Source organism: Streptococcus danieliae, from assembly GCF_013415245.1.
Classification (GTDB): domain Bacteria; phylum Bacillota; class Bacilli; order Lactobacillales; family Streptococcaceae; genus Streptococcus; species Streptococcus danieliae_A.
Genome location: NZ_JACBXX010000155.1, coordinates 1 through 13,282 on the forward strand (window position 1 = coordinate 1; position 13,282 = coordinate 13,282).

13 protein-coding genes and 1 pseudogene are annotated in these 13,282 nt (G+C 44.2%); 1 reads left to right on the forward strand and 13 read right to left on the reverse strand.

The window, feature by feature from the left end; translation table 11 throughout:
- Window positions 1–736: 736 nt before the first annotated feature.
- Window positions 737–1,003 (forward strand): annotated as a pseudogene (locus tag HZY94_RS07535) (IS30 family transposase); the annotation flags it as partial.
- A 166-nt stretch (window positions 1,004–1,169) separates the two neighbouring features.
- Here HZY94_RS07535 and HZY94_RS07540 read toward each other — a convergent pair.
- The 13 genes from HZY94_RS07540 to arcA all read right to left on the reverse strand — a co-directional run bounded on the left by HZY94_RS07540 (window position 1,170) and on the right by arcA (window position 13,043).
- A complete protein-coding gene (locus HZY94_RS07540; RefSeq protein ID WP_179925677.1) occupies window positions 1,170–1,949 on the reverse strand; it encodes a TraX family protein in 780 nt (259 codons plus the stop codon).
- An 89-nt stretch (window positions 1,950–2,038) separates the two neighbouring features.
- Window positions 2,039–2,257, reverse strand: a complete 219-nt coding sequence (locus HZY94_RS07545; RefSeq protein WP_160332439.1) for a capsule biosynthesis transcriptional regulator — start codon at window positions 2,255–2,257, stop codon at window positions 2,039–2,041.
- 307 nt (window positions 2,258–2,564) lie between these two features.
- Window positions 2,565–4,235: a DAK2 domain-containing protein gene (locus HZY94_RS07550; protein WP_179925678.1), complete on the reverse strand. Its 1,671-nt coding sequence runs from the start codon at window positions 4,233–4,235 to the stop codon at window positions 2,565–2,567.
- A gap of 2 nt (window positions 4,236–4,237) precedes the next feature.
- Entirely contained in the window at window positions 4,238–4,603 is a 366-nt protein-coding gene (locus HZY94_RS07555) for an Asp23/Gls24 family envelope stress response protein (protein WP_179924299.1), read from the reverse strand.
- Between the two features lie 138 nt (window positions 4,604–4,741).
- Complete coding sequence (gene rpmB, locus HZY94_RS07560) at window positions 4,742–4,930, reverse strand: 50S ribosomal protein L28 (protein ID WP_002885786.1); 189 nt, start codon at window positions 4,928–4,930, stop codon at window positions 4,742–4,744.
- Window positions 4,931–5,019: 89 nt separating this feature from the next.
- The gene (locus HZY94_RS07565) at window positions 5,020–5,454 is read right to left on the reverse strand and encodes a threonine/serine exporter family protein (protein WP_160333250.1); all 435 of its coding nucleotides are present in this window, start codon (window positions 5,452–5,454) and stop codon (window positions 5,020–5,022) included.
- Window positions 5,455–5,464: 10 nt separating this feature from the next.
- Window positions 5,465–6,214 carry a threonine/serine exporter family protein gene (locus HZY94_RS07570; RefSeq protein ID WP_179925679.1) on the reverse strand — a complete coding sequence of 250 codons (750 nt, stop codon included), beginning with the start codon at window positions 6,212–6,214 and terminating at the stop codon, window positions 5,465–5,467.
- Between the two features lie 21 nt (window positions 6,215–6,235).
- Window positions 6,236–6,964: a gamma-glutamyl-gamma-aminobutyrate hydrolase family protein gene (locus HZY94_RS07575; protein WP_179925680.1), complete on the reverse strand. Its 729-nt coding sequence runs from the start codon at window positions 6,962–6,964 to the stop codon at window positions 6,236–6,238.
- A 121-nt stretch (window positions 6,965–7,085) separates the two neighbouring features.
- Window positions 7,086–8,207: an aminotransferase gene (locus HZY94_RS07580; RefSeq protein WP_179925681.1), complete on the reverse strand. Its 1,122-nt coding sequence runs from the start codon at window positions 8,205–8,207 to the stop codon at window positions 7,086–7,088.
- Between the two features lie 69 nt (window positions 8,208–8,276).
- On the reverse strand, window positions 8,277–9,692 hold the full coding sequence (gene arcD, locus HZY94_RS07585) for an arginine-ornithine antiporter (RefSeq protein WP_179925682.1): 1,416 nt from the start codon (window positions 9,690–9,692) through the stop codon (window positions 8,277–8,279).
- A gap of 67 nt (window positions 9,693–9,759) precedes the next feature.
- Window positions 9,760–10,707: a carbamate kinase gene (arcC, locus tag HZY94_RS07590; protein ID WP_179925683.1), complete on the reverse strand. Its 948-nt coding sequence runs from the start codon at window positions 10,705–10,707 to the stop codon at window positions 9,760–9,762.
- Window positions 10,708–10,776: 69 nt separating this feature from the next.
- Window positions 10,777–11,790, reverse strand: coding sequence for an ornithine carbamoyltransferase (gene argF / locus HZY94_RS07595; RefSeq protein ID WP_179925684.1), 1,014 nt, complete (start codon window positions 11,788–11,790; stop codon window positions 10,777–10,779).
- A 14-nt stretch (window positions 11,791–11,804) separates the two neighbouring features.
- Window positions 11,805–13,043: an arginine deiminase gene (arcA, locus tag HZY94_RS07600; RefSeq protein ID WP_179925685.1), complete on the reverse strand. Its 1,239-nt coding sequence runs from the start codon at window positions 13,041–13,043 to the stop codon at window positions 11,805–11,807.
- Window positions 13,044–13,282: the final 239 nt, after the last annotated feature.

The following is a 13,282-nucleotide window of genomic DNA, read 5'->3' on the forward strand; positions in this document are numbered from 1 at the left end:
TCTATCTGTAATTCCGAGTAATTCTGTGGTATTATAAATAAGTTCCATATGATTCTCCTAATGTTGGTTTGGTCACTATTCATTATAGGTCATATGGGGCTTTTTTTGTACCTCAAAAAGCCCTATATGACCTATTTTGGGTCGTTACCCACTATAGAAATTATAGAGCCGAAATCCGGAACCCCGATTGAAATACCCGCTCTAGAGCTGCATCTGGGAGCCGAAACCAAGCTCCGCTATACAGGGCTCCAATTGCAGGTTCAAGGGCTAGAAGAGCCTATCCCAGCGCTCCTGCAGCTCTTAGGACTCGACCAAGTCGACAGACACAAAAAGAGCGAGGTTTTTAACCCGGTATCTACTAGAGACAGACCATCGATTGAGCCATTTTCAACCAATCAGACCTCCTCATTCTTGACCAGCGGTTTCTGCCCTATATCTTCAAGAGCTAGTCAAGCAGACTTGTTCTCCGCTTCTTCCTTATCCTCATTTTCTATATTCTAGGTTACCGCACCGAATCCTATAGCGTCATGATCGCAAGTAAGAAAAAACGGTTCTTTTTCTCTTGTGTGGAATTCCTGAAAACCGATAGTCATGGAATTTGATAATTGTAGCTTTTTAATGACTGTACCCTGGCTTCTTTCCAATTTTCTACCATTTGTCAACCATTTTTTCTAAAAATTAGCCAATTTATTTGGCACCTTGAATTGTCAACTCAAGTATTTTTAAAACCTATCCCATCAAATCTTTAACTGCGGACAACGGAAGAGAATTTAATCGTTTATCTGAGGTATTCTCTCCTGAAAACATCTATTATGCTCATCCTTACTCATCTTGGGAAAGGGGAACAAATGAGAATCATAATCGATTAATCCGCAGATGGTTGCCAAAAGGCACAAAGAAAACGACTCCCAAAGAAGTCGCTTTTATCGAAAATTGGATTAACAATTATCCTAAAAGATGTTTGGGTTACAAGTCACCGAATGAATTTCTTATAGGTGGCTAACTTGAACTTGAAATTTACCGCACTTGAATTGTCAACTCAAGATTACAAAAAAGTTGCATGGAGAGCAAGCTTTCCACACAACTTATTATAGAACCTCAAAATCTGGGAACCTTTTTTCTTTATACTCTCTATGAGTAGAAGAATCTCCCTAATCACTTAGAGACTCTTAAAGAAAAAAGAATTCTAAAACGTAGATGATAGACAGATGAAGCGGATATACTATATAAAATAAATATTTTTCCCACGGTCGGCCATGACCTCCCCGCTGTCCATTATAAGCAGCAAGTAGGGGAATCGCTAAAACTTGCATCCATTGATTATCATAGGCTAGATAAGTCCATAGATTCGGATAAACCTCAGCCAAGATCGAATAATTTAGAATTGCTTTAATCCCTAAAAAAAATGAACTTATCCCTAACATGAGGATTGCCACCCTTTTAGAACCAGGAAAAAAAGCAAGAATCAAACCAAGAGGCATTAGATAAACACCTCCTTCTGTCACTAAGGTAACGAGTATTAGGGGAGCTAAAAGCAATAATCTAAACCAAACTCCTTCTCCCTTCTTAATTTTCTCAATCAAATAAAATAGTAGAAAAAAGCAAGCTAGAGTTAAAAAAATATTATTGCCATTCAACAAGAACCACAAGTCTATTTCTTGTGTCAAAGGATTTCTGTAGTTCCCGATGATTCCATTATGCAAGAGCGTTATAATGAGCATAGAGCCAGCTCCAGCTAAGAGACGAAAGAAATAAGCTTTTCGATTCGATGTATAGCGAAATCCCTCCATCAACAAAAATAGGAAAAGCGGTGCAACAAATCGACCCAGCCAAGAAACCCAGAAAGGAAAACCAAGAATCGAACCAAAATGCGTAGTAACATGATCTAAGACCATCCCGATTAGAGCTACTATTTTTAGCTGAAAACCGGTTAATTGACCTTTAAACATACATCTCTCACTTTTTCTTTCAATATAAAAAATCAGCTAGAAAAAAAGGGTATCCTAATTCTTTTCTAACCGATTTTAGCTAGGAATGACTACGCATCTTCGAACTTTTCGTGATTCTTGTCGTAGTAATCAATTAAGCCCAATGCTGTCTCAAAAGAAATATTCTTTACTTGTGCGCGGCCTTGAGCTAGAGCAATAATAGACATTTCGCGGGCGTTGGTTTCTTTTGAAATGCGATAACCCGTGATCTTTTTGTCACGTACCCAGCCTACTACTGTCTCGACTTTTTCAAAGTTAGACTTAGACATGTTATCCTCCCTATTTTATTATCTCCAGACATTTATTGTAAATCATTTTAGACAGCTTGTCAATTAAATTTCAAATAATTCCCAACAGATTCAAGTAAGCTGTCGTATTTATTCAATTTTTTGAAACAAAAACTTGAAAACAAAAGCTAAAATGTTTTTACATACGATTTATGAAAAAATCAATCTGCTCTTGTCAAGCAATCCTCTGTTTCCTTTCCTACTATATCAAAGTCAGCCTGTTTATTCAAGTAAAAAGCTCATTAAAAATGGAAAAAACTCGAAAAGAGATCTTTTCGAGGCATATCCTTTATTCAGCTGAGAAAATATAAGGATAAACTGGCTGGTCACCTGGGAAGATTTCGACTTCCAAATCTTCAAACTGGCTTTCCAGTTTCTCTTGCAGTTGCTCCGCAAATTCTTCAGAACCTTCTTCTCCAACATAAATGCTAAAGATTTCCTTGTCTGCCAAATCCATTTTCGCAAACATCAGGTCTAAAGCAGTTTCAAGGTCGGCATCAGAAGCGACAATTTTTCCTTCGACCATCGCTAGGAAGTCATTTTCACGGATTTCCAAGCCATCAATGGTTGTATTCCGAACCGCATGGGTAACAGAGGCTGAGACAACCTCTGTTAGCGACTCTGTCATCCGCTCCTGATTTTCCTCCAAGCTGCGGCTTGGATCAAAGGCAAGAAGGCTGGTCAAGCCCTGAGGAGCTGTCCGGCTTTCAACAACTGCTGCGGCTTCCTCAACCACTTCTGCAGCCGATTGTGCTGCCATGAAAATATTCTTGTTGTTAGGGAGAAGAATCACTTGGTCGGCATTGACTTCTTCAATGGCTTTGACGAAGTCCTCTGTCGACGGGTTCATGGTCTGACCGCCTTCGATGACATAGTCCGCACCTGATGCTCGGAAAATCTCCGCCATTCCTTGACCTGCCACGACGGCAACGATAGCATACTCCTTGCGAGGACCTTTACTGTCTGTAGCTTGGGAGCTTTCCTTTTCAACTTGAGCTTCGTGCTGGTTGCGCATATTGTCAACTTTTACTTTGACCAAAGAACCATATTTAAGACCTTCTTGCATCACCAAACCTGGGTCTTCTGTATGCACGTGAACCTTGACAATCTCATCGTCATTGACAACGAGAAGTGAATCTCCGAGATCATTTAGATAGTTGCGGAATTCTTCGTAATCAAAGTCTTGAACATAGGTTGGACCTTGCTTAAGGGCCACCATGATCTCCGTACAGTAACCGAAGGTAATGTCTTCCGTCGCAACATGGCCAGCAACAGACTTATGGTGCTCGGCATTGATCATCTCACCCATCATCGCTGGCGTGGCTTTAAAGTCCTCAGAAGCCATATAGTCGCCGTTGAGGGCAGACAAAAAGCCTTCGTAGATAAAGACAAGGCCTTGTCCGCCAGAGTCCACAACACCCACTTCTTTCAAAACAGGCAGTAGATCCGGTGTCTTAGCCAAGGCAGCCTTTGCCCCTTCAAGAGCGGCTTCCATGACCTCTACCGCATCATTACTGCTTTCAGCCTTCTTAACCGCTCCAATCGCAGCTCCACGAGAAACCGTGAGGATAGTTCCTTCAACGGGCTTCATAACTGCCTTATAAGCAACTTCAACACCGGACTGGAAGGCATGAGCCAAGGCAGCTCCGTCCAACTCCTCTAGATCCTTAACACCTTGAGAGAAACCACGAAATAATTGTGAAGTGATAACTCCTGAGTTTCCACGGGCACCCATCAAGAGCCCCTTGGCAAAAATGTTAGCTACTTCAGCTACTGTCTGAGCTGGCTTATCCGCCACCTCCTTGGCACCATTTTCAATGGTCATTCCCATATTGGTCCCTGTATCACCATCTGGAACAGGGAAGACATTCAATGAGTTTACATATTCAGCTTGATTGGTCAAACGAGTGGCAGCTGCTTGGACCATTTCTTGGAATAAACTGGTTGTAATATTGGCCACGACTACTCTCCTACAATTTTAATATTTTGAATATAAACATTAACGGCTTTCGCAGTAATGCCGAGTTGATTTTCCAGACTAAAGGTCACGCGCTCTTGAATGTTGCGTGAAACCTCACTAATCTTGGTCCCATAACTGAGGACGGTATACACATCAACTTCGATATCACCTGCCTCATTGCTCCGAACCACAACTCCCTTGGAGTAGTTTTCCCGACCTAGAAGGGCCTGGAAATTGTCTTTAATGGCATTTTTACTCGCCATTCCAACCACACCAAAAATCTCCGTCGCTGCACCACCAACAATGGTCGCAATGACATCATCGGTCAATTCAATCTGACCATCACGGGTATTGATTTTTACTGTCATCTCATTCCACCTCAATTTATTTATAGCCTATTTTACCACATTTTCTGATAGGTGTACAAACGCAGGCCAGCTGTCAACTCCTGTCAAAACAGCAACAAAAAAGGAGATTGGAAATCCAACCTCTTTTTCAACTATTTATTAAACGCGTTCAACTTTACCTGATTTAAGCGCACGAGCTGAAGCCCAAACCTTTTTCGGTTTACCGTCAACCAAAATTGTAACTTTTTGAAGATTTGGTTTAACAGCACGTTTTGTTTTGTTCATCGCATGAGAGCGGTTATTACCAGATACAGTTTTACGACCTGTAAAATAACATACTTTTGCCATCTTGTCATTCCTCCTATTTAGTTTTAAGGGTTCTACACCACATACCGTAAAATATTACCATACTTTCCATTATTTGGCAAGGTATCAACTCATCTTTTTCCAATTTTTCTCCCTAAGAAGACCAATCCTTCTGCTAAAACAAAACCAAGGGCCAAGGAAAAACAAATAAGCAAGGTTCTGACAAAAAAGGACTGCCCCTGCAAAACATCCCCCTGGGCAAAATAACGCATGGACGTAGCAATGGTGCCCCCAGGGACCAGGGAAATCATACAGGGAATGGATAGGATATTGACCGGTGTCCCAATGCGTTTGGCAAACACATTGGACAAGACACCAATCATCAAACTAGCCACCAAATTAGCCAACCAAATCCCACCAGTCAAGTCTAGAATCAGCAAATAGGCAATCCAGGCCAGACCACCGGTCAGAGCTGAACTCAACAAGGTCTGGCGCGGAGCATTAACCATCATGCCATAGCCCAAACTCCCACACAGACTCAACAGAAAGCCTAAGAAAAAGCTCATCATTCACCTCCTAGACCAAAGCCTGAAACAAGAGATTGGCCATCATTACCCCACCGCCAATCGACGTCGCAATCAGTAGGGCATTCACAGCTCGCACCAATCCTGAAATGGTATGGCCTCCCAAAAGCTCCCGCAAGGAGTTGGTCAGAGCCACCCCAGGAACCAGGGGCATCAGGGAAGAAATCAGAAGCACTTCAAAGGTCTGACCCCAGCCTAGATGGTAAAAACTATTGGTCAGCATCGAAATCACAAAAGCGGACAAACCAACAGCCAAATAAGGGGGAACCATCAAACGACTCGCCTCACGGTTCAAAAAATGGGCAAAAATCCCTAGGAAAAAGGTCAATAAGAAATCAGAGAAGGGAGCCAAGTCAACCAAGTTGGGAGCCATAGATACAAAACCAGCCCCTAGATACTGCTGCCAAAGAGGAAAATGCGGCACTCCTTGAGAGAGCCGCCCTACCTCCAAGGCAAAGCTTTCAAAATCAATCTCCCCTTGGGAAAGTTGACGGGATAAATGGTTGAGGTCATGAACCATCTGCAGGTCAACCTGGTAACGAGGAACCTTGACCACGTAAGAGCGCCCACTTTCTTGATTCACCAATAAAATCGAAGTCATCGTCACATGACAAATCACAGGAACCCCAACAGCCTTCCCTACATAATCAATCGTTGACTCTACACGTCCCGTCTCGGCCCCACTGGACAACATTAAATAGGCAAATTGACCTGTAACTTCCAGTAGCTCTTTTTCCTGCATGACCCCACTCCACCTTGTCTTTTATTTTTGTGCCGCTTGAATCAAACCTGCAAATAGCTGATTCATCAGAGGGACGGAAGTATGAAGCATTTCTGGATGCCATTGAACCCCCAAATAGAAGGGATACTCTTCATGCTCAATCGCTTCTACAATCCCATCCGCTGAAAAAGCTGTTGCCTTAAAACCTTGCCCCAACTCACGAACGGCTTGGTGGTGGAAGGTATTGACCATTACATGATTTTCCCCCATAAGCTCGTGCAACTGACTACCTTCTTCAATATCTACCAGGTGGGTCACTAGCTCTAGAGAATGTCCCTGAAGATGCTTGATTTCAACATCTTTCATATAGGAAAGGTCTTGCCAAAGACTACCACCGTGTAAGACATTCATGACCTGCATCCCACGGCAAATCCCTAGCACAGGAATCCCTTTTTCCAAGGCTTTTTCAACCAAAAGCGAATCGAACCAGTCCCGCAATTCCCAGGTTTCACCAATTTTTTGCATAGGTTCTTCCCCATAATATTGAGGCGTTACATCATGACCACCAGATAGAATCAAGCCATCTAGCTGTTCGATATAGGTTGATAGAACTTCTTCATCATCAACAACCGGTAAGATAAAAGGAATCCCTCCATTTTGAAGGACCGACTGCACATAATCTTCATTGACATAGGCCCGTCGATAGCCTTCAGAAGAACCATAATTGGTCAACAGAACACTTCCCGAAATTCCAATAAGAGGTTTTTTCATGTCACTTACTCCTTATTTTCTGAAAAAATTATTCCTTATCATACCACTTTCTATTCTATTTTGAAACAACTCTGATTCCTACTGCTATTTGAGCCTTCGACTGGTACTTCTGGAGCGGATTTTAGGCGTCGTACTGCCGCAAAAATTGCGACAATTTCGCCAAGCCCTGTTCTAAAATATCGGTCTGCGTACAGTAGCCCAAGCGGGCATAACCAGGTCTATCAAAGCGGTTGCCAGGTACCAGAAGCACTCCCTGCTCTTTCAAGAGTCGGATACAGAAGGTCTCAGTGTCCTCAGGAATGTCCAACTTGATAAAAGACGTCGAAACATGCCGGGGAAAAATGACTGAAACCCTTGGTTCCTGCGCCACCCATTTTTTGACCAGCTCGAGATTGCGATAGACAATCGAACGATTCCGATCCAGCACCAAATCCCGATGACGGAGGACATGGGTTGCCAGAAAATCATCAAAAACACCGGCACAAATCATGGTATAATCCCGATATTTCCGGAATCTGTCCGACAGTTCCGCATTCGCAACTATCCAACCCACACGAACGCCGGGAACAGAATAGGTCTTAGACAAGCTGTTAGTGGAGATTCCCCTTTCATAGAGATCCACAATAGCTGGCACCTCCAGCCCCTCTTCCAAGGGTTGGTAGACCTCATCTGCCAAGATATAAGCTCCCACCTCACGCGCAATCTTCACCAATTCCTCCAAGTAAACCCGGTCCATGATGGCTCCCGTTGGATTATTGGCATTGTTGATGCAAATCAACTTAGTCTGGGGCCTAATCAAACTCCGTAACTCCTCTAGAGACGGGAGCCAACCCTGCTCCTCCTGAATCTGCCAGAGACTGACCTCAGCCCCAAAGGACCGTGGAATATCCACCAATTGCTGGTAGGTTGGATACATGGAGATCACATGATCTCCCGGCTCCACCAAAGCATACAGAGCCAAATGATTGGCCCCCGTAGCTCCATTGGTTTGGAGAATTTGAGTTGGTTGAACCCCTTGGTAGAGTTTGGCCACTTCCTCCTTGAACTCGGGCGACCCTTCGATCCACCCATAGTTCATCGTTTTCCCTAAAACCTGGGCTAACTGAGTTTTCTTATCCCCATCTCCCAGCTCTAGAATCTCGTCCAAGGTCATCGACGCGATGGATGACCCCGCAATATCATAAATGGCATCATTCTCCCAGACATTTAGCCATTCCTCAACCCCAAATGCTTGAATGTCCATCATTTTTCTCCTTTTTTCCTATTATAAAAGAAGGAAGTAGGATTGTGCAATCTACTTCCTTCAAAAAATTTAAATCGTAATCGCTCCACTAAAGAGCCTGAATAAAGCAAGACCTGCACCGGTCACAATCAGGATAAGTAAGATTCGCTCACTGCCTGTAAAAATCTGCTGGACAGGAATCCCCTTGGCTTTTCGCGCCTGCATATACAGGACAATCCCTAGTAGGTAAACAATCAAACAAAGCAAGAAATAGTCAATTCCTGAAGCCCAAATAGCCCAAACATAGAAGAGGGTTCCAAGGATTCCAATCACCAATTGCTTGGTCTCCTTAAATTGCACCGAGAGCTTCACTTGGTAGAGGGTCACATAGAGCCAGGACACAAAAATAGCAGCTGTACACAAGGAGTAGGCAAATTGATAAGCCTGATCCGTAAACAAGAGGGTAAACATAAAGGCCTGGGTAAGAGCGGTCATAAAGAACAAGGAGTAGGTTGGAGACCCCGCCTCATTCAACTGACCGAACCGTTGCGGTAATAGTTCCCGATTAGCCATGACCAAAGTTGTTTCAGCCGGCAACATAGTCCAAGACAACCAAGAACCAAAAATGGAAACAATCAGAGCTAGGTTGACCAAAATAGGAAACCATTGGCCCACATGATCCACCAAAATATAGCCCATGGAAGGCGTTGCCAAATTCGCAATCTGTTCCTGACTCATAATCCCATAAGGCAGAATCGAAGCCGAAACATAGATAATCATAAGACCAATCAGACCCCAAACAGTCGATTTGCCAATAATGGCTTTACTTTGAGCCCGATCACTCATCATGGCTGCCCCTTCAATCCCAACAAAGACCCACATAATCACAATCATCGAACCCGAAACCTGTTCCATAATCGGCCCCAGTTCAAAGGCGCCTGAAGGTGTTCCCCAAAAATGACTAACAAAGGTATTCCAATCAAAAAAGAGGATGGCAAGAACAATGTAAAGTCCCAAGGGAATCAGTTTACACAAGGTAATGATCGTATTTAGCGAAGCTGCCCCTTCAATTCCCCGATTGACTAGGAAGAAGAGACCCCACAAGACCAGCGAAGCCACCCCAATAGACAGAGGATTATTGCCTTCACCAAAAATGGGTAGAAAGCGACCAATCGTTTTCATCATAATCGTCGCAAAGGCAACATTACCTAGCCAAGCCGAGAGCCAATAACCCCAACCACTGATAAAGCCTGAAAAAGGCCCAAAACCACTCTCCGCATAGTCAACAATCCCTGTTAATTCTGGTTTTTTACGGCCAATATTAACAATGGACAGACACAAGGCCAAGACCCCAATACCAGCAATCAGCCAAGCCAGCAGAGCCCCACCTGGAGCAGCGGCGGCCGCCATATCCGTTGAAATCGCAAAAATACCCGAACCAATAGAGGAACTAATAATCAAAGCTGTCAGGGCCAGAACCCCTAATTTTTTCTTCTCTTCTGACATCCTTATTCTCCCTTTCCAAGGGCGACTTGGGATAAAGATGAACTCCCACTCTATCCCAGCTCAACCACTAGCCTTTAACGATAATAGTGCCACTATCGCTTTCAATCAAAGCTCCAAGATTTTCCAAAGATGTAATCACAGCCTTGGACTCTGGCTTATGAGTAACAAAAGCAAGGGCTGCTTGGACCTTTGGAAGCATGGAACCTGGCGCAAAATGTCCTTCTTGCATATAGCTTTCAAGCTCTGCCACAGTTACCCGTTCCAATTTCTTTTGATCCGGTTGATTGTAGTTTACAAACACCGAATCAACTCCGGTCAAAACAATAAATAGGTCTGCATCCACTAACTCGGCCAAAACCTGAGAAGCGAAATCTTTGTCGATAACCGCTTCAACACCCCGTAGCTGACCATCCTCTTCTTGGATCACCGGGACGCCACCACCGCCAGCGGCAATGACCAGACCACCAGCTTCTAAGAGGCTACGGATAGAGCCAATTTCCTTGATGCCAATCGGCTTCGGCGATGCGACAACCTTCCGCCAACCACGACCAGCATCTTCCTTAAAGGTCGCTCCAGTCTTCTCAGCCTCCGCTCTGGCTTCCTCCTCTGAGTAAAAAGGGCCAATCGGTTTTGAGAGATTTTCAAAGGCTGGATCCGCCTGATCCACCACAACTTGAGTGATAACTGAAACAACCTCTTTGTCAATCCCGGCCTTGCTCAATTCATTTTCCAAAGCATTTTGCAGCCAAAAACCAATCGACCCTTCCGTCATTGCAACCAAGGTATCCAGCGGGAAGGCTGGATTTTTCTCTGAATCTGCTGCCAGGTTCTGTAACAAGAGATTCCCAACCTGGGGACCATTGCCATGGGTGATAATCAATTCATCTCCATTTTTAACCAGCTTTACCAAATGCTTCGCCGTCTCCACCAAGGCTGCTTTTTGGGCTGCTGCCGATGGATCTGAGGATAGGATAGCGTTCCCCCCTAAAGCCACAACAATTTTACGCTTTGCCATACATCATTCTCCTTCTTTCTAGAAAAAAGAGGGTCAGGCTAAGGCTAGCCCCACCCTCTAAGGAATCGTTTAAACTTTCGGAATAAAGAGATTACCCAAGGTTGCTGCCATCACAGCCTTGATGGTGTGCATCCGGTTTTCAGCCTGGTCAAAATGACGGGCATGTGGGCCACGGAAGACCTCATCGGTAACTTCCATTTCTGCCACCCCAAATTTCTCAGCCACATCTTTTCCGTAGACGGTATTGGTATCGTGGAAGGCTGGTAAGCAGTGGAGGAAGATGAGGTCCTCCTTACCGGCCAAGTCAACCAAGTCCTGGTTGACCTGATAAGGTTTCAACAAGGCAACCCGCTCTTTAAACTTGTCTTCTTCCCCCATTGATACCCAAACGTCGGTATAAAGCACATCTGCACCTGGGATAACCTCCGTTGCCTGGTCACTAATCAAAATGTCGGCACCAGATTCCTTAGCAAAAGCTTCGGCCAATTCCATAACTTCTTGGGCTGGGAAGAGTTCTTTAGGGGAGAAGATCCGGACATTAACACCCAAAATAGCCCCGGTTACCAAGAGGGAATTAGCCACATTGTTCCGGCCATCGCCACAATAAACAAGGTTGATACCTGCTAAACGACCGAAGTTTTCCTTAACGGTCAGATAATCTGCTAACATTTGCGTTGGATGCCAAGCATCGGTCAAACCATTCCAAACAGGTACACCGGAGTATTCAGCCAATTCTTCCACCATCTCTTGACTGAATCCACGGAATTCAATCCCATCAAACATCCGTCCCAGTACTTTAGCCGTATCCTCAGTCGACTCTTTTTTCCCTAGTTGGATATCATTAGCTCCCAAATATTCTGGATGGGCACCTAGATCCACTGCCGCAACGGTGAAGGCTGCACGCGTTCTGGTTGATGTTTTTTCAAACAAGAGGGCAATATTTTTCCCTTCTAGGTAACGATGAGGAATGCCCCGTTTTTTCAAATCTTTCAAGTGGGCTGAAAAATCAATCAGATATTCTAACTCAGCGCGTGTAAAATCTTTTTCTGCTAGAAAACTACGGTTTTGAAATACTTGTCCCATGTCTTTTTCCTTTCTTAAGCTAAATCTTCTCGTTCAAATGGCATCGACATACAGCGAGGCCCACCACGACCGCGAACTAACTCACTGCCACCAATCTTAATCAAACGAAGGCCTTTTGATTCCAAAATAGCATTGGTAATGGTGTTTCGTTTGTAAACAACCACTACACCAGGAGCGACCGTCAGGGTGTTAGAACCATCGTTCCATTGCTCCCGACCTGCAGCAACTAGACTGTCGCCACCACAGCGAATCAAGTCAACGGCTTCGAGACCAAGTGCCGCTGCCAAGACTTCATCCAAAGGACCAAATTCTTGCTCGATGTGCAATTGCCCCTCTTCATAGGTAACGGCGTAGACCTTCAAGTCTCCTTCAATCTCAGGATGAATCGTAAACTTATCATAGTCCACCATGGTAAAGACTGTATCGAGATGCATAAATTTCCGATTATTGGCAAACTCAAAGGCGAGCACTTTCTTGAAACCTAAATTTTGTTCAAAAATATTCACCAAGAGTTTTTCAATGGAGGCTGCATCCGTCCGTTGGGAAATCCCTACAGCCAAGACATCTTTGGACAAGACCAACTCATCTCCACCTTCAATCCGGGTGGTCTCATCCCGAGAATAGACCAAGGGAACTTTATTGCCCCCGTAAACTGGATGGTGTTGGAAAATGTACTTGCCATATAAGGTTTCCCGGTTCCGTGTTTCCGCATACATATGGTTGAGGGAAACTCCGTGCCCCATGGTCGCAAATGGATCCCGCGTAAAGTAAAGATTGGGCATGGGATCAACCGCAAAAGGATAATTGGACTCCACTAAATCAGTCAAGCCCCGCTCTGCTTCCGTCAAGTCTGGTAACTCTGCTTTTTGCACCCCAGCCATGGTCTTGTCAATCAATTCTTTCGGATCTTCAATCGCTAAAAGTAGATCCCTAACAGCCTTTTTAGTAGCCCGACCCCGGATATTGGCCTCATCCAGGTACTCCTCAATAAAGGCCTGACGCACGTCATCATCTACCAAGGATTCCGCCGCCAACTGTTCGAGGTAGAGAACCTCAACCCCTTCATCCCGTAATTTTTGTGCAAACTCATCATGCTCCCGCTGAGCCTCCTCCAAGAACGGAATATCATCAAACAACATGCGCTCCAAGTAGTCTGGCATCAGATTTTCCAACTCCTTACCCGGCCTGTGGAGCATCACCTTTTTCAGACGACCAATCTCTGAAAACACCTTGATCGGTTGTGCTTGAGCCATATGTCTACCTCTTTTCTTTTGATTTGGTAACTTTATTGTAAGCGATTACCCGTTTTTCAATTAGATGAAATCGACAATTGAAAAGACTGTTTTATCACATAAATTTAGGTTAATACTCATTTAAAATCAAAAGTTGAAAAATAATGGATGCTTAGTTTTGAAATACAACAATATAAAACCACTACGTATCTAGAAAGGACCTTGTCCATTCTCTATTCACAATGGATTTTAAGGTTTGG